This is a genomic window from Amycolatopsis sp. NPDC043889, assembly GCF_056435645.1.
In genome coordinates this window covers 13,091-31,903 of record NZ_JBWKEC010000055.1, presented here as the reverse complement: position 1 = coordinate 31,903, position 18,813 = coordinate 13,091, and the positions used below count along the sequence as shown (strand labels likewise).

The window sequence follows — 18,813 nt, the reverse complement described above, 5'->3', positions numbered from 1 at the left end:
ACCCCCGCTCCACCGTAGACGTGCCCCTTCCACTCAAAGAGCCCCCCCTTGGAAACAAGCGCCGCCCAACTCACCCCGCGTTCGGCTCCGGGGGGGGGGGGGGGGGGGTGGGGGGGAAACCCAAACCCCCCCCCCACGACCACCCGGCACCAACCGCTCACGAACCGAGGCGCTACTGCCAGTGCGTCCGGTAAGCGAGCCAGCCCCGCATGGCCGCCGCGAGACGGCGCTGCGCCGCGCGGACGCCCGTCGTCGCGGGCGGTTCCGGTAGCCGGGAAGCTCGTTCGGCGTGCCCGGCCAGGGCGACACCGAACGCGGTGACCGCCCAGACCGGGACACCGGCAAGCACGGGGCGCCGCCGGAGCAGACGGTCGACGTCGGCGGGCTCGTGCCCGGCGTCGAGCAGGTACGGGACGAGCGCGACCAGATCGAGCCAGCCCGCGCCCCGCGCCGGGTAGCGCCAGTTGGTGACCAGCACCCTGCCCGGCCCGGTCCGCACCAGGTATTCGGGCTGGATGTCGTTGTGCAGCAACGTGTCCCCGGCCGACCAGGGATGCCAGGACGTCTCCAGCTGGACGAGCCGGTCGAGGTTGCGGACGGCCCAGCCGTCGAGGTCGTCCGGCGTTTCCTTCGCCAGTTCGTGCCAGCCGCGCAGGAGCGGGCCGAGATCGTCGAGGGCGTCCGGGACGTCGGGCAGCGGGCACGGCGTGAGCGTGCGCCCGAGCGCGCCGAAGGTGGCCAGCACCGCGGAGAGGTCCGGCGATCCGGGGCGCAGGTTCGGCCTGGTGCCGTCGAAGTCGGCGAACGCCAGCACCAGCCACTCACCATCCACAAAGGACAGAAGCTTCGGCGTGGGCGCCTCCGGGGGAAGCCGTCGCGCGATCGCGGCCTCCGTCCGGTAACCGCCCGCGCGCGGGCTGTCCGCCGGGATCGCCTTCAGGAAGACCCAGTGATGACCGCGGTCGAGTTCGAGCCGCGCGGCGACACCGCCGTCGAACTCCGGGGTCTGCCACAACGAGCGACGGACCACACGTCCCGAGGTTCTCTTTCCCGCCGAGGGCCTGAGGACACTGTCGAGCTCACGCTCCACGGCGTCACGCGTCGCCGACGGCAGGTCATGCCAGCCGAGGCGTGCGGAAACCGGCAACGCCCTACCACCCCCAGCGATCTCTCCGAGAGGATCGACTGTACCGAAATCCGCCCTTTCGGGTGACAACCGGTCAGGTCGGAACGGGCTTCACGTACCCGGCCCAGCGTTGGAACTCGCTGAACCCGACACGCTCGTAGACACCGAGGGCACGATGAGTGTTGTCCTGGTCGACGTTGAGCGAAGCCCGCTGGAAGCCCTTGGCCTTGGCCTGGGTGAGCGTGTGCCCGAGCAGCGCGCCCGCGATCCCGCGCCCGCGAAGGCTCGCGTCGGTCGCGACGTGGCTGACGTACAGATCCTTCACGCCGGTGGCGGCCGTATCGGAGGCGAAGTGGGCGCTCAGCACCATCGCGACCACCCGGTCCCTCTCCGGGCTCAGCAGCAGGAACGACAGGTCCGGCTGGAAGTCCTTCGCGCCGACGATCAGATGCCGCCACGCTTCCGGGGACTGCTCCGTGCTCCCCCAGTGGTCCGCGAAGGTCTCGTTACGGGACCGCAGCGTGAGGGCCTCGTACTTCTGCTCGTACGCGACGAGCGGGAACTCTTCGGGCAGCGGTTTGACCGGCGGGATCGAGCCGAGGTCCGCCCGCATGTCGACGAACCACCGGGCGTGCTCGTACCCGGCGTCCACGAGTACCTCGGAGAGCCAGCGCTGTTTGGTGTTGGCCGCGGCGTGCAGTTCCAGCGGCACGTCCGGGTGGGACGTCGCGTGGAGCTTCTTGCCCGCCTCCTCGAACCAGCCGGTGAGGCGCGCGGCGATCGCGGCGTCGCGGTACGCGGGGTGGACGAGGGTCTCGACCCGCATCATGTGCACCGGATCCGCCGCGTCACGTTTCCGGAGCAGACCGTAGGCGACCAGGGTGTCGCCATCCCAGGCACTGGTGGACGCCGTCGGCAGGTCGACGGTCGGCGTACCGATCTCTTCGGCGAGATCCTCCGCGCTGTAGTGCTCCTCGATCGGCTCGGCACGCTCCGCCTCGGCGAAGGTCTCGGCCAGTCGCGGCATGTCGTCCATGGTCAGCGGGCGCCAGGTCAGGCTCATGCGGACGAGGCTAAGCCCGCGCCTCGGGGTGACGCACTCCATTTAGTTACGCTTCCGTGGTGCTCGTGCTCCTGCCCCCTTCCGAGACCAAGGCCGCCGGCGGCACCGGCGCGCCGCTGGACCTCGACGCGCTGTCGTTCCCGGAGTTGAACCCGACCCGGGCGAAGCTGGCCGACGCGCTGGCCGAACTGGCCGTCGACGTCCCGGCCAGTGTCGCCGCGCTCGGCATCACGCCGCGGCAGGCCGACGAGGTCGCCCGCAACGCCGAGCTGTGGACTTCGCCCACGATGCCCGCGTTGCGCCGCTACACCGGGGTCCTCTACGACGCGCTCGACGTGAAGTCGTTCACCAGGGCGACGCTGGCGAAGGCCGAGAAGCGCCTCGCCGTCGCTTCGGCGCTGTTCGGGGTGGTCGCGGCGACCGACCCGATTCCCGCGTACCGGCTTTCGGGTGGCAACGCGCTGCCGTCGCTCGGCACGGTCCGCAGCGTGTGGAAGCCGGTCCTCGAACCGGCGCTCCAAGGTGTCGAAGGGCTCGTCGTCGACCTGCGCTCCGGGACCTACTCGGCGCTGGCGAAGCTCCGCCCGGACGCGGTGACCGTGCGCGTCGTGACCGAGGACGCGAAGGGCAACCGGACCACGGTGAGCCACTTCAACAAGGCGTACAAGGGGCGACTGGCCGCGGAGCTGGTGAAGTCGCGCAGCGAACCGTCCACTGTGGAGCAGCTGATGCGGGTCCTGACGAAGGCGGGCCTCGACGTCGAGCGCACCGGAGACCACAGTATCGAACTGCTCACCGGCGACGGGGCGCATTAGTTCCGTACCCCTACGGGCTCCTTCCTCGGTTGTTCCGCCAGGTGCACATGCGGAAAGTGATTTCCAGCCACCTGGAAAGGAACCACCGTGAACAGAAGACAACGGCTACTGGGGATCGCCACCGCCACCCTCGGCTGCCTCTCGGTCCTCCTGCCCGCTCCGGCGGCCGCCGCGAACCTGCCCGCCGTCACCCCGACGGATCAAGCGGTCGTCCCCGGTGGACTGCACACGAACTCCATCGGCGGCACCCCCGCCTCGGTCCGGGACTACCCGTTCATCATCGCGGGCCTGCGCGAAGGAGGGACGCGGCCGCAGGGCCAGACGTGCACCGGATCGGTCGTCGCGCCGCGCAAGATCCTGATCGCCGCGCACTGCAAGGACGCGGCGGGCGAGAAGTCCTTCCTTTACGGGCTGGACGACCTCAACGCCGGTGGCGGGACGCGGATCGGCGTCGTCAGCTACGAGAAGCACCCGAAGTACGTCAACTTCGACCAGGGCTACGACGTCGCGGTCGTCACCACCGACGCGGACATCCCGGTGCCGGGTGGCCAGTACGCGAAGGTCGCGACGTCGGCCGACACGGAGCTGCACAAGCCGGGCAAGTCAGGGCTCGGGCTCGGCTACGGCAAGAAGGACCACAACGACGACACCCGCAACGTCGAACTGCACAAGTTCACGCTGCCGATCGTCCAGGGCAGCAACTGCAACGGCGTCGGCGCGGGCTTCAAAGACGCCACGATGATCTGCAGCGGCTACAGCGACGGCCGCGTCACGATCCTGCCCGGCGACAGCGGCGGGCCGCTGATCGTGGACGGCAAGGTCGTCGGTGTCGCGTCCTGGAGCCGCAGCGATTTCAAGTGGTACAGCGTGTACGGCAGGCTCAACAACGAGATGGGCGACTGGGTCAAGCAGCAGATCGGCGAGCCGCAGAACCCGGAGACGTTCTCGCTCGGGGTGACGCCGTCGGCCCTCAAGGTCGAGCCGGGCAAGTACGTTTCGGCCACGGTGACCAGCAAGCCCGGCAAGAACGGCGCGGAGAAGGTCGATCTCAGTGCTTCGGGACTTCCCGATGGCGCGACGGCCACGTTCCAGCCCACGTCCATCACGTCGGGTGAGTCGGCGAAGGTGAGCATCGAGGTTCCCGCCGGTACGGCCGAAAAGGACTACGCGGTCACGATCTCGGGCAAGGGCACCATCGACACCGCGACCACGAACCTGACGCTGACCGTCGGCGACGGCGCGCCCCAACCCGGCGAACTCAAGGTGGGCCTGAGTCCCACCAGCGGGACATCGCAGCCCGGCTTCTTCAGCAACGTCTCGGTTTCCGCCACCGGGGGCACGGGCGCGATCACGCTGTCGGCGTCCGGGCAGGGTCTGCCGTTCGCGCCGTTCTTCAGCCCGAAGACGATCTCGAGTGGCGGCAGTTCGACCATGCAGGTGGTCGCGCCGTTCCAGCGCGGCACGTACCCGGTGACCGTCACCGCGACGGACTCGGCGGGCAAGACCGCCACGGCGACCTACACCCTCACGGTCCAGTAAGCGAATGCGCGTGAAGGCTCCCTTCCCTCGGCTGAGCCGAGGGAAGGGAGCCTTCACGCGCTCGCCAGCACCGCCATCGCGGCATTGTGCCCGGGAATGCCCGAGACGCCGCCACCTCGCACGGCGCCCGCACCGCAGAGCAGCACCCGCTCGTGCGCGGTCTCGACGCCCCAGCGGCCCACCTGAGCGGCATCCGCCGCGTAAGGCCACGACAGATCGCGATGGAAGATGTGTCCCGCGGGCAGCCCCAGCTCGGCTTCGAGGTCCAGCGGCGTCTTCGCCTCGATGCACGACCCGCCGTCCGGCGAACGCAGCACACAATCCTCGATCGGCTCGGCCAGCACACTGTCCAAAGAGGACAAGGTCGCACGCAACGCCTCCTCTCGCGCGGTGTCGTTTCGCCCCTCGAACAGCCGCGCGGGCATGTGCAGACCGAACAACGTCAGCGTCTGCACCCCGGCCGCCTGTTCGGCCGGGCCGAGGATCGACGGATCGGTCAGCGAATGGCAGTAGATCTCGCACGGCGGCAGCGACGGGATCCGGCCCGCGGCGGCCTCCGCGTAGGCCGCCGCCAACTGTTCGTAGCCCTCGTTGACGTGGAACGTCCCGCCGAACGCCTCCCGCGGATCGACACTCGCATCGCGCAGCCTCGGCAGCCGTGACAGCACCATGTTCACCTTGAGCTGCGCGCCTTCCGGCGCCTCCGGCGGCTCTTCCCCCAGCAATCGCGCGAGCACTCGCGGCGCGACATTCGACAGCACGTGCCCGCCGCGCACGGTGAATTCGTCGTCGCCGAGCCGGTAACGCACCGACCCGCCGGGATCGACGGACAGCACCTCGGCACCGGTCACCAGCCGCGCCCCGGCCGCCCGCGCGGCCGACGCGAGCGCCCCGGTCACCGCGCCCATCCCGCCCACCGGCACGTCCCAGTCGCCGGTCTCGTTGCCGATCACGTGGTAGAGCAGGCACAGGTTCTGCCGGAAATCACCGGCTCCGGCGAAAGTGCCGATCAGCGCGTCGGTCAGGACGACGCCGCGGACGGTGTCGTCGCCGAACATCCCGGTGAGCGTTTCCGAGATCGGCCGTTCGAACAGCGCGTCCCACGCCTCCGGCTCGATGCCCGAACGCAGTTCCTCCCTGGACACCAGCGGTTCGGTCAGGGTGGGGAACGTCCGTTCCGCGACCTGGGCCGTCATCGCGGAGAACCGCCGCCACGCCTCGAAGTCCTTTGTGGACCCGGTGAGCGCGGAGAACGACGCCGCCGTACGGCCGTCGTCGCCCGTGTCGACAAGGAGACCACCGTCGCCGACGGGCGTGTACGACGACATCCGTCGCCGCCGGAGATCGAGGCCCAGCCCGAGATCCGCGATGATCTTGCGTGGCAAGAGGCTCACCAGGTACGAGTACCGCGACAGCCGGACGTCGACGCCGGGAAAGGCCCGGAACGACACCGCCGCCCCACCGACCTCGTCGCGCCGTTCCAGCACCAGCACCGAGCGGCCGGCCCCGGCCAGGTAGGCCGCCGCCACCAGGCCGTTGTGCCCGCCACCGACGATCACGGCGTCGTAGGACTCCATGCAAAGCCTCCCAGCGAAAAACGACAGTGCGCCGCGGTCATCGTGACCGCGGCACACCGCCGTTCGCAAGGACTCAGAAGGTGATGGAGAAGCCTTCGATCGTCCCGCTGTCGAACCGGTAGACGTCACGGACCCGCAGCTTCCAGGTCCCGTTCGCCGGTTCGGACGAGGCGTTCACCGTGTAGGACGTGTGCACGCCGCCCGCCTCGCCGATCCCTCCCGCCTGCTTGAGGCCGAACACCGCACCGCTCGGCCCGATCAGGTCTATCGCCAGGTCACCGGTGTAGGTGTGCGCGATGTCGACCTTGACGGGCAGCGTCGCCGACGCCTTGCCGTCGCAGCCTTCCTGCGTCACCGAACTGGTCACCGCGTCACCCGCGTCCGGAATGGACACCGGTGTCGTGTTGGATTTGGCCCCGCACGTCGGCGTGGGGCCACCGCCGCCGATGAACGACACGTTCAGCAGTTTGTTGACCGTGCCGGACGGCAGCCCCTTGAGCACGCCGTCGGAAGCGTTGTTCACCAGCGCGTCCCGCGTCTGCTGCGCGGTGGCACCGGAATTCGCGGCGAGGTACAGCGCCGCCGCCCCGGCCACGTGCGGCGTGGCCATCGACGTCCCGCTCATGTTCGCCGAACCACCGTTGGACGTGGACAGCGACGTGATGTTGCTGCCAGGGGCGAAGATGTCCACGCACGAACTGTGGTTGGAGAACGAGGACTTCGCGTCGCTCTGGTCCGAGGCGCCGACCGTGATCGCCTCGGGGATCCGGGCCGGGCTGACGTTGCAGGCGTTCTGGTTCTCGTTGCCCGCCGCCACCACGTAGACGAAGCCCGCCGCGATGGACTTCTTGATGACGTCGTCGCCGAGCCCGACCTGGTCCATCCGCAGGCTCAGGTTCGCCACCGCCGGTTTGGCGCCGTTCGCGGTCAGCCATTCCGCCGCGTCCACGATGGCGGAGTCGGGACCGTTGCCCGAACAGTCGTTGCCCAGCACCTTCAGCCCGACGAGCTTGACCTTCTTCGCCACGCCGTAGGTCTTGCTGCCGATGGTGCCCGCGGTGTGACTGCCGTGCCCGTTGCAGTCCTTCCCGTTGCCGCCCACGAAGTCCTTGCCGATGGACGCGCGCCCCTCGTACTCCGGGTTCTCGGGGTTGATCCCGGTGTCGAGGTCGTACGCCGTGACGCCCTCGCCCGTGTTCGGGTAGGTGAAGCTCTTGTCCAGTGGCAGGTTCTTCTGGTCGACGCGGTCGAGGCCCCAGGTCGGATTGGCCTGCGTGCCGACGGCACGCGCGGTGCCGTCCTGGTAGACCGCCTTGACCGCCGGGTCGGCCGCGAGCCGTCGGGCCTGCTGCTCGGACATACCCTTGACCGAGAACCCGCGGAGCACGTTCTTGTACGCCGACCGGACCTCGCCGCCGTAGCGGCCGGTCAGCGCGGCCGAGGACTGCTCGACCGCCATGGTGCCGACATCGTGGAGCTCCACGATGTACTGATCGCCGTAGTGCTGCTTCGCCTGCACGACAACGCCTTCCGCCTCCGCGGCGAGGGCGTTGCCCGCGGCGAGCGCGGCCAGCGCGGTGGCCGCGACGGCCACCACACCGGCCCGCACGCCGCGCCGCATCAGAGACCCGCCACGTTCAGCAGCTTGTTGGTCGAACCGGTGCCCGGGCTCGTCACGACACCGCTGGTGGCGGCGTTGGCGAGACCGGAGGCGACGGCGGCGGGGGTGGCCGACGGGTTCGAGGTCAGGTAGATCGCGGCCGCGCCGGCGACATGCGGCGTCGCCATCGAGGTACCGCTCATCTGCTGGGTGCCGCCACCGTTGCGCAGCGACGTGATGCCGGTGCCCGGCGCGAAGATGTCGGTGCAGCTGCCGTAGTTCGAGAACGAGGACCGGCGGTCGTCGCTCTGGGTGGCGTTGACGGTGATGGCCTCACGGACGCGGGCCGGGCTGGTGGAGCAGGCGTCCGTGTTGGAATTGCCGGAGGCCACCGTGTTGGTGATACCCGCGGACACGGCGCGGCGCACGGCGGCGTCGACACCGGAGTCGGCCGGGCCACCGAGGCTCATGGTGAGCACCGACGGACCCTTGGCGTTCTTCACGACCCAGTCGATCCCGCTGATGATCTGCGAGTACTGACCGCTGCCCTGGCAGTTCAGCACGCGGACCGAGACGATCTTGGCGCCCTTGGCGACGCCGTAGGTGGCACTGCCGACGGTACCGGCGACGTGCGTGCCGTGGCCCTGGCAGTCGCGGGCGTCGCTGTCGTTGTCGATGAAGTCGTACCCGCTGGTCGCGCGGCCGCCGAATTCGGTCTGGCGGTAGTCGACACCGGTGTCGAGGACGTAGACGGTCGCCCCGGATCCGTTGTTCGGGTAGGTGTACTTCTTGTCCAGCGGCAGATTCTTCTGGTCGATCCGGTCCAGGCCCCAGGTCGGGTTGGTCTGGGTGCCGGTCATCTGCGCGACGGCGTCCTGCTGGACGAAGTCGACGTTCGGGTCGGCGGCGAGCCGTTTCGCCTGCGCCTCGGTCATCTTCACCGAGAAACCGTTGAGCGCGGCGGTGTAGGTCGCCTTCACCTGGCCGCCGTACTTGGCCGCGAGGCCGGCGTCGCCGCTCTTGAGCGAGACGATGTACCCGTCCGTGACGGCTCCCGGCACACCGGCGCCGCGGATCTGCCCCTCGGCGGCCGCGGCCGGTCCGGCGAAGGCCACGGTGGCCGCCGCACAGGCCCCGGCGAGCACCGCACCCGCGATCCGGTGACGTCGAAGTTCTCCACGCATTTCCTGAGCTCCGTTCACTCGAACAGGTGGTTCGCACCGGCGGGGATCCAGAGCCGGTGCCGTGACGTGCAGTCACGCATGAATCACTTTCGGGTGGCGGGACCTGCGCGAACAAGCGAGGCAACACTCCGTAGGACTACGTATCTAATAGGCGAACTCCCCTGCCCTACGAAAGTTCTGTGACGGTCCGAGTGGGTTCCGTGATCACTAAGCAGGCGCTTAAGCTGCGTTCACTCGAACGGTGTGGTTCGTGAAGCGGGGGTGACCCGGCAATGGTGATCGGTGGCTGCCGACGCGCGACGAGCTCGCCCGTGCTCGTCGGCCGTGAGGCGGAACTACGCGAACTCCTCGACGGCGCGATGCGCTCGCCGTCGGTGATCATGCTCGAAGGCGAAGCGGGGGTGGGCAAGACCCGGCTCGCCGCCGAACTGCTGGCCTGCCCCGAACTGGCCGGACGACCGGTCCTCACCGGAACCTGCCAGCCGCTGCGCGAGCCCTTCCCGTACGGCGTGGTCTTCGACGCGCTGAAGGACATCCACCCGGCGCGCGACCTCAACCCCGTGACCGGCGTCCTCGCGCCCTATCTGCCGGAACTCGCGGCCTTCCTGCCGGAGCCGCCGCCCCGGCTCGGAGATCCGAGGGCCGAACGGCACCGGCTCTTCCGCGCCGTCCGGGAACTGCTCGGCTCGCTGGGCCCGCACGTCCTCCTCGTCGAGGATCTCCAGTGGGCGGACGACGGATCCCGCCGCCTGCTGCGGTTCCTGATGACCGACCCGCCCGCGGGCCTGACCCTCCTGCTCACGTACCGGCGCGAAGAGACGCCCGGCGGTATCCCGCTCGGCAGCGCCTATCGGCCGGTGCCCGGCACCGCGCACGCGCTCGTCGCACTCCGGCCGTTGGACCGCGACGGCGTCCAGGCGCTGGTTTCGGCGCTGCTCGGCGGAGCGAACGTGTCCGCCGAGTTCGCCGCACGGCTGCACGAGCGGACCGCGGGGATCCCGTTCGTGGTCGAGGAGATCGTGCACGCGATCGGCGGCGTCGAGGGCGCGGTGCACGCCGACGGCGCGACCGCACGGCATCTGCTCGACACGGTCGAAGTCCCGGCGCTGCTGCGGGAAGCGACGGTCGAACACCTCGTCGCGCTGCCACCGGCCGCCCGGCGGATCGCCGAAGCCGCCGCGGTCCTCGCCACACCGTCCACTTCGGACCTGCTGGCCGCCGCGGCCGCGCTCACCCCCGAGCGCGCCCGCCGCGCGCTCGTCCTCGCGCTGGAACGCAACGTCCTGGTGGAGACCGGTGAAGGCACGTACGGCTTCCGGCACGCGTTCGCCCAGCGGGCCGCGTACCGCACCATCCCCGGCCCCGATCGCCAGGAACTGCACCGGCGGGCCGCGCGGCTGCTGCGCGACCGCCTCCCGCAATCCCTGGTACGGCTGGCCGAGCATTGCCGCAAGGCGGGTGACCGGGCCGGTGCCCTGAAGTACGGCGAAGCGGCCGCGGACCAGGCGTCCGCGGTCGGTGATCTCGCGACCGCGACGGATCTGCTCCGTACCCTGCTCGACGAACCGGGACTGCAACCGTCCGATGTGGACAGACTGGCGGTCAAGTTCAGCTCCGTGGCGTGCAACGGCCTCGCGCAGACCGAGGTCGTCCCGGCACTGGAGCGGCTGCTCACCGACGGCAGGCTGTCCGGACGCCTGAGCGGCGAGGTCCGGCTGGGTCTCGGGCTCCTGCTGGTGCGCCAGGCAGGCGGGCTGGAGGCCGCGAGGACCGAGATCGAGATCGCCGTCAACGACCTCGCCGACCGGCCCGACCTGGCCGGACGCGGGATGGGCGTCCTCGCGCAGCCGTGGGTCGGCGCGACCCCGCTGCGGGAGCACCGGCGCTGGATGGACCGGGTGGACGGGCTCATCGAGCGGGCGACCGACCGGCGGCTGAAGATCATCCTGCTGGCCAACAACGCGGCGTCGCGGCTGCACATCGGGGACGCCCGCGGCTGGGACATGCTGGACCGGGCGCCCACCAGCGTCGGTTCCGCCGACGAACAGCGGCATCTGGCGCGGCTGCACTGCAACACTGCCGACGCGTGCGCCTGGACGGGCCATCATCGGCGGGCCAGAAGCCTGTTGCACAGCGGGATGCAGCTGGCCGCCGACTGCGGGGCGCCGTACGTCGTCAGCACCGCCCGCGCGACGGCTGTCCACACCGACTGGCTCACCGGGAACTGGGACGGCCTCGCCGAACGGGCCCGCGCGCTGATCGACGAGTACCGCGACCTCCTGCCGGTGACCAGCGAACTGTGCCTGGTCCTCGGCCTGCTCGCCGCCGCGCGCGGCGAATGGGACGAGGCCGCCGCCCGGTTCGCCGGCACCGCGGCGGACCAGCCGGAGAACGCGTTCACGCCGGTCGCGATCGCCGCGCACGCCGGGATGGCGGGCATGCTGCTCGCGCAGGATCTCGGCGAGGCCGCCGTCGCGCAGGCCGACAAGGGACTGGAACTCCTGCGCGCCAAGGGTGTCTGGGCCTGGGGCGCCGATCTGCTGACGGCCGCCGTCGACGCGTACTGCGCCACCGGGCGGGACGCCGAAGCGCAAGCGCTGACCGACGAGTTCGAACGGGAGATCGGCGATCTCGACGCGCCGTCGACCCGGGCGGCGCTGGCCGCGGACCGCGGCCTGATCGCGGCGTCCCGGGGCGAGTACGCGGAGGCGATCGAGGCCTTCGAGCAGGCTCGGACCCGGTTCGAGGCCCTTCCCGCGCCGTATCACGCGGCCCTGATCGCCGAACGCGCCGCGCGCTGCCGTCTGGCCCGCAACGAGGACGTCGCCGAAACCTTCGCGGCGCTCGCGGAGACCTTCGACCACCTCGGCGCCACTCGCGACGCCGCGCGCTGCCGCCACGCCTTCCGGTCCACCGGCGCGGTCGCCCCGTCGCGGCGCGGCCGCCGTGGGTACGGCGACGAGCTGTCCCCCCGCGAGCGCGACGTCGCCCGCCTGCTGGCCGCCGGGCATACGAACCGGGAGATCGCCGAGGTGCTGTTCCTGTCCCGGCGCACGGTGGAACAGCACGTCGCGAGTGTCCTGCGGAAGCTGAAGGTGCGGTCGCGGAGCGAGCTGGCGGGACTGCGGTCGGCATAGGACAGGAAAGGGAACGGCGTGGCGGTGTGGCGTGGGTCGGGTTGGTCGTGAGTGGCGATTCGGGTTAGAACCCGAATCGCCACTCACGACCACCTGGGCACCCGTCACCGCCATGCTTGTCACTTCAACGCGCCGGAAATCAATTCGGTTGCGCGCGCCTGACGGCGTCCGCGATGATCGTGCGCGAACCGGCAGGGAGCCGGTGGATGCGACAGGGAGGTGCCTCGTGCTGATGACTGTCCGGGGCCTTGACCGCCCCCATCCACTCGCCCCTCGAGGCTGAGCACGACGCTCGCCCGGTGGGGCATCCCTGACTAGGAGAAACCCACCAGTGCGCAAGCACGATCTCGAAGAGTCCTACGAACAACGTCCTCGCCGCACCCGTCGTGCCCGTTTCGACGACGAGCCCGAACCCACTCGCGGCGGACGGCTCACCGAAGCCGAACGCGTCCGGCTCGCCCGGCTGCGTGAGGACGCCTACACCGAGACCGCCATCCCCGACGGCGCCGACCGCTGGAGCACGTGGGGAGACGCGGAGCACGGGCCGCTGCCGCGCCCGGACTGGGTGATCACCGAACTCGCGGCGGTGGACACCGAACTCGGCGTCCTCAAGACCGGCAAGGAGGCGGACGTCCATCTCGTCCGGCGCAATCTGCCCGGCACCGAGGGTGTCGTGCTCGCCGCCAAGCGGTACCGCAGTGGCGAGCACCGGTTGTTCCACCGCGACGCCGGCTACCTCGAAGGCAGGCGGATGCGGCGGTCGCGGGAGATGCGGGCCATGGAGTCGCGCAGCAGCTTCGGCCGGAACCTCATCGCCGAACAGTGGGCGGTGGCCGAATTCGGCGCGCTGAGCAGGCTTTGGACGGTCGGCGCGCCGGTGCCGTACCCGGTGCAGCGTGACGGCACCGAGCTGCTGCTGGAATTCCTCGGCGACGGCGAGACGGCCGCGCCGCGCCTGGCACAGGTCCGGCCGGAGCCCGAGCAGTTGCGGGAACTGTGGTTCCAGACCGCGGCGATGCTGGAACTGCTGGCGTCGCAGGGGCTCGCGCACGGCGACCTCTCGGCGTACAACCTGCTCGTCCACCGTGAGCGGATCATGGTGATCGATCTGCCGCAGGTGGTCGACATAGTGGCCAACCCCGGCGGGCTGGAGTTCCTCGCGCGGGACGTGCGGAACATCGCGACGTGGTTCCACTCGCGGGGGCTGCCGGAGCGGCTCACGGCGGTCCCGGAGCTGATCGAGGAGCTGAAGGAGATCGCCGGTCTCCGGTGACCGTCCACAGTGGCTCGCGGGGTCCTTCCCGGCACGATCACGCCGGGAAGGACCCCGCGGTGGAGACCCTGCCCACAATCGGTCCCTCCGGTTGGGCGGCCGGATAACGGTCCGGTACAGTAGTGACAGACCGCAACCGGCGGCGTGGATGAGTGGTGTCCGTCGCCTCCAAAGCCAACCGAATGGCTCGCGGTATCCGTATCAACCAATTGGCGCGCGGTGTCACGCAGACGCGGTGTGCCGGGTTCGTCCCTGTGAACGCCCATCTGTGCACACCATCTTGCCTTGCCTGCGTGCGGGCAGCCCGGGCCTCCTTGTGACGTGCCACGTCCGAGAGGCATTTGTGACAGTCACGTTCAACTCCGGCCACACCTCACCGTCGGCCCGGCAGCACCGCAAGCCGCGCACCCGCCCCGCGGGTGACGCGATGCTGCACAACGACGCCGTCGAGAGTGTCAAGGCCACCACCTGGGCGGAGCTCGGGCTTCCCGAGCCGCTGCTGCGGGCACTGGCCGACGCAGGTATCACCTCCCCGTTCCCGATCCAGTCGGCGACCATCCCCGACGCGCTCGCCGGCCGCGACGTGCTCGGCCGCGCCCAGACCGGTTCCGGCAAGACCCTGGCCTTCGGCCTCGCGATGCTGACCCGGCTCAACGGCGGCCGTGCCCGTCCGAAGCACCCGCGCGCGCTGATCCTGGTCCCGACCCGCGAGCTGGCCATGCAGGTCGCCGACTCGCTGACCCCGCTGGCCAAGTCGCTCGGCCTGTGGTGCCGCACCGCCGTCGGCGGCATGGCCTTCACCCGCCAGGCCGACGCGCTTTCCCGCGGCGTCGACCTGCTGATCGCCACCCCCGGCCGGCTGTCGGACCACGTCCGCCAGGGCACCGCGTCGCTGTCGGACATCAACTTCGTCGCGCTCGACGAGGCCGACCAGATGGCCGACATGGGTTTCATGCCGCAGGTCCGCGAGATCCTCGACCTGACCCCGGCCCGCGGCCAGCGCCTGCTGTTCTCGGCCACCCTCGACGGTGACGTCGACAGGCTGGTCCGCGCGTACCTGACCGACCCGGTCACGCATTCGGTCGCCCCGTCGACCGCGAGCGTCACCACCATGGACCACCACGTGTTCCAGGTGTCACACCAGGACAAGCAGGACATCATCACCGAGATCGGCGCCCGTGAGGGCCGCACGATCATGTTCGTCCGCACCAAGCACCACGTGGACCGCCTCACCGAGCGCCTGCGCGAGAAGGGCGTCCACGCGGCCGCGCTGCACGGCGGCAAGACCCAGGGCCAGCGCAACCGCGTCCTCGCGGACTTCAAGGAGGGCTACGCGCCCGTCCTCGTCGCCACGGACGTCGCCGCGCGCGGTATCCACGTCGACGACATCTCGCTGGTGCTGCACGTCGACCCGGCCGCCGACCACAAGGACTACCTGCATCGCGCCGGCCGCACCGCGCGCGCCGGGGCGTCCGGTGTCGTGGTCACGCTGATCACCCACGACCAGCGCCGCATGGTGCGCCGGATGACCGACCGCGCCGGTGTCCGCGCCGAGCAGACCACGGTCCGCCCGGGCGACGCCGAGCTCGCTCGTATCACCGGTGCGCAGCAGCCCAGCGGCGAGCCGGTCGTCGAGCGTCGTCGTGAGTCCCCGCGTCGTGGCGGTGGCCGCGGCTACGGTGGCGGCGACCGCGGCTACCAGGGTTCGCGTGAGGGTCACGGTCACCGCGAAGGCGGCCGTCCCGGTGGCTTCCGCGGCCGCCCGCGTCGTGGCGAGTCCGGTGGCGGCAACGGCCGTCCGCAGCGTCCGGGCGGACGCCCGCGTCGCAGCTACGACAGCTGAAGTAACTGAAGCCGGTCCTTCCGGCGGCTAGTGCCATGAAAGGTCCTTTCCTTGCAAATTTCGCAAGGAAAGGACCTTTCCTTGCGTTCGCTGTGGGGACCACCACGCCCAGCGCCGAGCGGCGGATGGGAGACTGCGGGACGTGACTTCTTCCGGCCCCGCTTTCCAGAACCTCCCGCCCGACCAGGTCTTCGACTGGCTCGACGTGGAGGCGGAGAAGCGGGTCGAGGCCGGGCTGGTGCGCAAGCTGCGCATCCGGCAGGCGCAGGAACCGGAGCTGGATCTCGCGGGTAACGACTACCTCGGGCTCGCCAGGGACAAGCGCGTCGCCGGTGCCGCCGCGGCGGCCGCGTTGCGCTGGGGCGCCGGGGCCACCGGCTCCCGGCTCGTCTCCGGCACCACCGAGGTCCACGCCGAACTCGAGCACGAGCTCGCCCGCTTCTGCGGCACACAGGCCGCGCTGGTCTTCTCGTCCGGCTTCACCGCGAACCTCGGCGCCGTCACGGCCCTGTCCGGCGCGGATTCCGCGATCGTCACGGACAAGTACATCCACGCGTCGCTGATCGAGGGCTGCCGCCTGTCCCGCTCGGACATCGCCGCCGTCGCGCACAGCGACCCGAGCGCCTTCAAGCACGCGCTCGCGACCCGCCGCAAACCGCGCGCGCTCGTCGTCACCGATTCCGTGTTCTCCGTCGACGGCGACATCGCCCCGCTGGAGCAGCTCGCCGGTGTCTGCCGGGAGCACGGCGCCTCACTGCTGGTCGACGACGCGCACGGCTTCGGCGTCCTCGGCGAGGGCGGCCGCGGCGCCGTCCACGCGGCGGGACTCTCCGGAGCGCCGGACGTCGTCACCACGATCACGCTGTCGAAATCCCTTGGGGCACAAGGCGGAGCAGTACTCGGGCCGCGTCGTGTGATCAAGCATCTCGTGGATACCGCGCGCAGTTTCATCTTCGACACCGGCCTCGCGCCCGCCAGTGCCGCCGCCGCGCTGGCCGCGCTCAGCGCGTTGAAGGCCGAGCCCGAGCTGGCCACCAAGGTGACCGAAGCGGCCGGAAACCTCGCGATGCAGTTGAAATCCGCGGGTTTCCGGGTCGGTCTCCCGGACGCCGCGGTGATCTCGGTGCAGGCGCCGTCGCCGGAATCGGCCGTCGCATGGGCGGCCGCGTGCGCCGATCAGGGCGTGCGGGTCGGGTGCTTCCGTCCGCCGTCCGTACCCGACGGCATCTCCCGCCTGCGCCTGACCGCGCGGGCCGACCTCACCGAGGCCGACGTGGACCGCGCGGTCGGGGTGATCACGGCCGCGGCGCCTCCCGGCGCCACATCGTGAGGTGCGGGATCCCGTCCTCCATGAACTCTTCGCCTTCGACCACGAAGCCGTACTTGGCGTAGAAATCCGTCGCGTACGTCTGCGCGTCGAGGACGCACGGCGCGTCCCCGATCCCCGCGAGCGCGGTCTCCATCAGCCGTCCCGCCAGTCCCTTGCCGCGTGAGCGGACGGCCGTGCACACCCTGCCGATGCGGAAGGTGCCGCCGGCGTCCTGCAGCACCCGAAGGTACGAATCGACGGCGACGGAACCCCCGATCCAGAGATGCCGGGTGCCGGGCAGGAGGTCACGCCCGTCGATCTCGTGATAGGCGCAGTCCTGCTCGACGACGAACACGTCCACGCGCAGGCGGAGGATGCCGTGCAGCTGCGCGGCGGTGATCTCGTCACCGGCGACGGACAGCGGGAACGACGAGGTCTCGATGATCGGGGTGTCGGTGCTCACGCCCACTTGTTAGCACATCGGACGTGAAGAAGGCATCGATCAGCCGATCAGGCCCCGGTTCTTCTGCTGGGAGATCTCGTCCGCGAAGTGGGAGACACGGGTGTAAACGCCGGGTTTGCCCGCCTTCGCGCAGCCTTCGCCGAACGACACGATCCCGATCAGCGTGTCGCCCACCATGAGCGGTCCGCCCGAATCGCCCTGGCAGGCGTCGACGCCGCCTTCGGGGTAGCCGGCACACACCATGTCGCTCGGGTCGTAGCCCGAGTACGCGGTGCGGCAGGTATTGTCGCTGACCACCGGGACGACCGCGCTGCGCAGGTAGTCCGATCGCGCGCCGCCCTCGGCGACCCGGCCCCAGCCGAGGACGGTCGCCTTGGTGCCTTCGCTGTACAGGTCGGCGTCGCCGTTGTCCGCGACCTTCGCGGGCCGGTACGGCAACTGGCCGCTGACCGTCATCACCGCGATGTCGTCACCCTTGCCGGGATCGCCGCTGTAGTCGGGGCTGACCCAGATCCGCGAAACCCGCAGCTCCACGCCGTCCCGGGAGCGCTTGTTGTCCCGCCCCGCCACCACGCGGACATCGGCGCGCTTGACCGCGACCGCGCAGTGCGCCGCCGTCGCGACCGTGGTGGAACTGACGATCACCGCACCGCAGTACTGGTTGCCGCCGCGATCGGCCAGATAGACCGCGTACGGGTACTGCGAGACCGAAGCCTTGCCGCCGCCGACGATCCTCGGCTGGGCAGCCTGCTCCGGGCCGCTCATCGAGCCGTCGTCCGCCGACGCGCTGTTGACCGCGACCGGCACCATCACGGCCGTCGCGAGCACCGCTCCGACCGCGAGCAGCAGCGTGCGACGTGACTTCTTGGGCATGTTCTGTCCCTTCACCGGGGCGTACGTACGGTCAAACCCTGGGAAGTCATTCGACTCCAGCGCGTACACGAGCGATCGCGAATACCCTAATCGGAGAAAGCCCGATGTGGTGTCACTGAAACGGGTGGACCTGTGCTCACCGAACGCATCTGTCACCCTGGACCTCGTGCGGGCTACGGCGACTATTCTGGCGGCTACGGCCCTTCTGCTCTTCTCATGTTCGAGCCCGGCCGTCACCAGCGGTCCGACCCAAACCTCTTCGGCGGCAACGACTCCGACCACCTCGGCCCCGCCACCCGCACCCGTCTGGCAGGTCGGGGCGAAGCCGCTTCCCTTGCGCGGTGACGGCTTCGGGCAGATCCTCCCCACTCCTCCCGTGCTGGCGAACCGTTCCCTGCCGACCGCCGACCTGCTTCCGCCGCCGGCCGGAGACCGGTTCTCGGGCACGGTGAATCCCGTTCCCGCCGACGTGCTCGCCCGCAGCACCTGGCAGGCGGGCTGCCCCGTCTCCGCAGGCGCACTGCGCTATCTCACCCTCTCGTTCTGGGGTTTCGACGGCCGCGCGCATACCGGGGAAATGCTCGTGAACGCGTCGGTGGCGAACGCCGTCGTCACCGTATTCGGGCAGTTGTTCGCCGCGAAGTTCCCGATGGAGGAAATGCGCGTGACCGCTCCCGCCGTACTCGCCGCTCCCCCGACGGGTGACGGGAACAACACCAACGCCTTCGTCTGCCGTCCGGCGCGAGGCCAGACGAACTGGTCCGCGCACGCCTACGGGCTCGCGATCGACGTCAACCCCTTCTGCAACCCGTACACCAAGGGCGGCCTCGTGCTGCCCGAGCTGGCGTCGGCGTACCTCGACCGGGAAAACCGGCGGCCGGGGATGATCACCGCCGGCGACCGGACCGTGGCCGCCTTCTCCGCGATCGGCTGGACCTGGGGCGGCACCTGGACGACGCCGACGGACCGGATGCACTTCAGCGCCAACGGGCGCTGAACCGGGAACAACCG

The 18,813-nt window shown here is 70.4% G+C and carries 14 protein-coding genes; 7 read left to right on the top strand and 7 right to left on the bottom strand.

The features are described 5' to 3' along the window. Positions 1-172: 172 nt before the first annotated feature. Together AC0685_RS42450 and AC0685_RS42445 are read right to left on the bottom strand one after the other, a co-directional pair. On the bottom strand, positions 173-1,147 hold the full coding sequence (locus tag AC0685_RS42450) for an aminoglycoside phosphotransferase (RefSeq protein WP_478230692.1): 975 nt from the start codon (positions 1,145-1,147) through the stop codon (positions 173-175). A 73-nt stretch (positions 1,148-1,220) separates the two neighbouring features. Then, positions 1,221-2,189: a GNAT family N-acetyltransferase gene (locus AC0685_RS42445; protein ID WP_478230691.1), complete on the bottom strand. Its 969-nt coding sequence runs from the start codon at positions 2,187-2,189 to the stop codon at positions 1,221-1,223. A gap of 59 nt (positions 2,190-2,248) precedes the next feature. Between AC0685_RS42445 and yaaA the strand changes: the two genes are divergently transcribed. Together yaaA and AC0685_RS42435 are read left to right on the top strand one after the other, a co-directional pair. After that, positions 2,249-3,004 carry a peroxide stress protein YaaA gene (gene yaaA / locus AC0685_RS42440; protein WP_478230690.1) on the top strand — a complete coding sequence of 252 codons (756 nt, stop codon included), beginning with the start codon at positions 2,249-2,251 and terminating at the stop codon, positions 3,002-3,004. An 87-nt stretch (positions 3,005-3,091) separates the two neighbouring features. Beyond that, entirely contained in the window at positions 3,092-4,543 is a 1,452-nt protein-coding gene (locus AC0685_RS42435) for a trypsin-like serine protease (protein ID WP_478230689.1), read from the top strand. A 53-nt stretch (positions 4,544-4,596) separates the two neighbouring features. Here the strand turns inward: AC0685_RS42435 and AC0685_RS42430 are convergent, their stop codons facing one another. The 3 genes from AC0685_RS42430 to AC0685_RS42420 form a co-directional block, all read right to left on the bottom strand. Next, positions 4,597-6,120: a phytoene desaturase family protein gene (locus AC0685_RS42430; RefSeq protein ID WP_478230688.1), complete on the bottom strand. Its 1,524-nt coding sequence runs from the start codon at positions 6,118-6,120 to the stop codon at positions 4,597-4,599. A 73-nt stretch (positions 6,121-6,193) separates the two neighbouring features. Beyond that, positions 6,194-7,741, bottom strand: a complete 1,548-nt coding sequence (locus tag AC0685_RS42425) for a S8 family serine peptidase (RefSeq protein WP_478230687.1) — start codon at positions 7,739-7,741, stop codon at positions 6,194-6,196. Further along, positions 7,741-8,904: a S8 family peptidase gene (locus tag AC0685_RS42420; protein ID WP_478230686.1), complete on the bottom strand. Its 1,164-nt coding sequence runs from the start codon at positions 8,902-8,904 to the stop codon at positions 7,741-7,743. Before AC0685_RS42420 ends, AC0685_RS42425 begins: the two co-directional genes overlap by 1 nt. Positions 8,905-9,215: 311 nt before the next feature. Between AC0685_RS42420 and AC0685_RS42415 the strand changes: the two genes are divergently transcribed. The 4 genes from AC0685_RS42415 (at position 9,216) to AC0685_RS42400 (ending at position 16,487) form a co-directional block, all read left to right on the top strand. Beyond that, positions 9,216-12,041 (top strand): ATP-binding protein, encoded by a 2,826-nt coding sequence (locus AC0685_RS42415; RefSeq protein WP_478230693.1) that lies wholly within the window; start codon positions 9,216-9,218, stop codon positions 12,039-12,041. Between the two features lie 331 nt (positions 12,042-12,372). Beyond that, complete coding sequence (locus AC0685_RS42410; protein WP_478230685.1) at positions 12,373-13,314, top strand: serine protein kinase RIO; 942 nt, start codon at positions 12,373-12,375, stop codon at positions 13,312-13,314. 343 nt (positions 13,315-13,657) lie between these two features. Continuing rightward, the gene (locus AC0685_RS42405; protein WP_478230684.1) at positions 13,658-15,157 is read left to right on the top strand and encodes a DEAD/DEAH box helicase; all 1,500 of its coding nucleotides are present in this window, start codon (positions 13,658-13,660) and stop codon (positions 15,155-15,157) included. A gap of 142 nt (positions 15,158-15,299) precedes the next feature. Then, a complete protein-coding gene (locus AC0685_RS42400) occupies positions 15,300-16,487 on the top strand; it encodes an 8-amino-7-oxononanoate synthase (protein WP_478230683.1) in 1,188 nt (395 codons plus the stop codon). On the opposite strand, the gene AC0685_RS42395 is transcribed toward AC0685_RS42400, so the two are convergent. Both AC0685_RS42395 and AC0685_RS42390 read right to left on the bottom strand, forming a co-directional pair. Next, positions 16,453-16,935: a GNAT family N-acetyltransferase gene (locus AC0685_RS42395; RefSeq protein ID WP_219149924.1), complete on the bottom strand. Its 483-nt coding sequence runs from the start codon at positions 16,933-16,935 to the stop codon at positions 16,453-16,455. The two genes, AC0685_RS42400 and AC0685_RS42395, sit on opposite strands and share 35 nt — an antisense overlap. Before the next feature lie 33 nt (positions 16,936-16,968). Then, complete coding sequence (locus tag AC0685_RS42390) at positions 16,969-17,802, bottom strand: S1 family peptidase (protein ID WP_478230682.1); 834 nt, start codon at positions 17,800-17,802, stop codon at positions 16,969-16,971. A gap of 334 nt (positions 17,803-18,136) precedes the next feature. On the opposite strand from AC0685_RS42390, the gene AC0685_RS42385 reads away from it, so the two are divergent. Continuing rightward, on the top strand, positions 18,137-18,799 hold the full coding sequence (locus AC0685_RS42385) for a M15 family metallopeptidase (protein ID WP_478230681.1): 663 nt from the start codon (positions 18,137-18,139) through the stop codon (positions 18,797-18,799). Positions 18,800-18,813 lie beyond the last annotated feature (14 nt).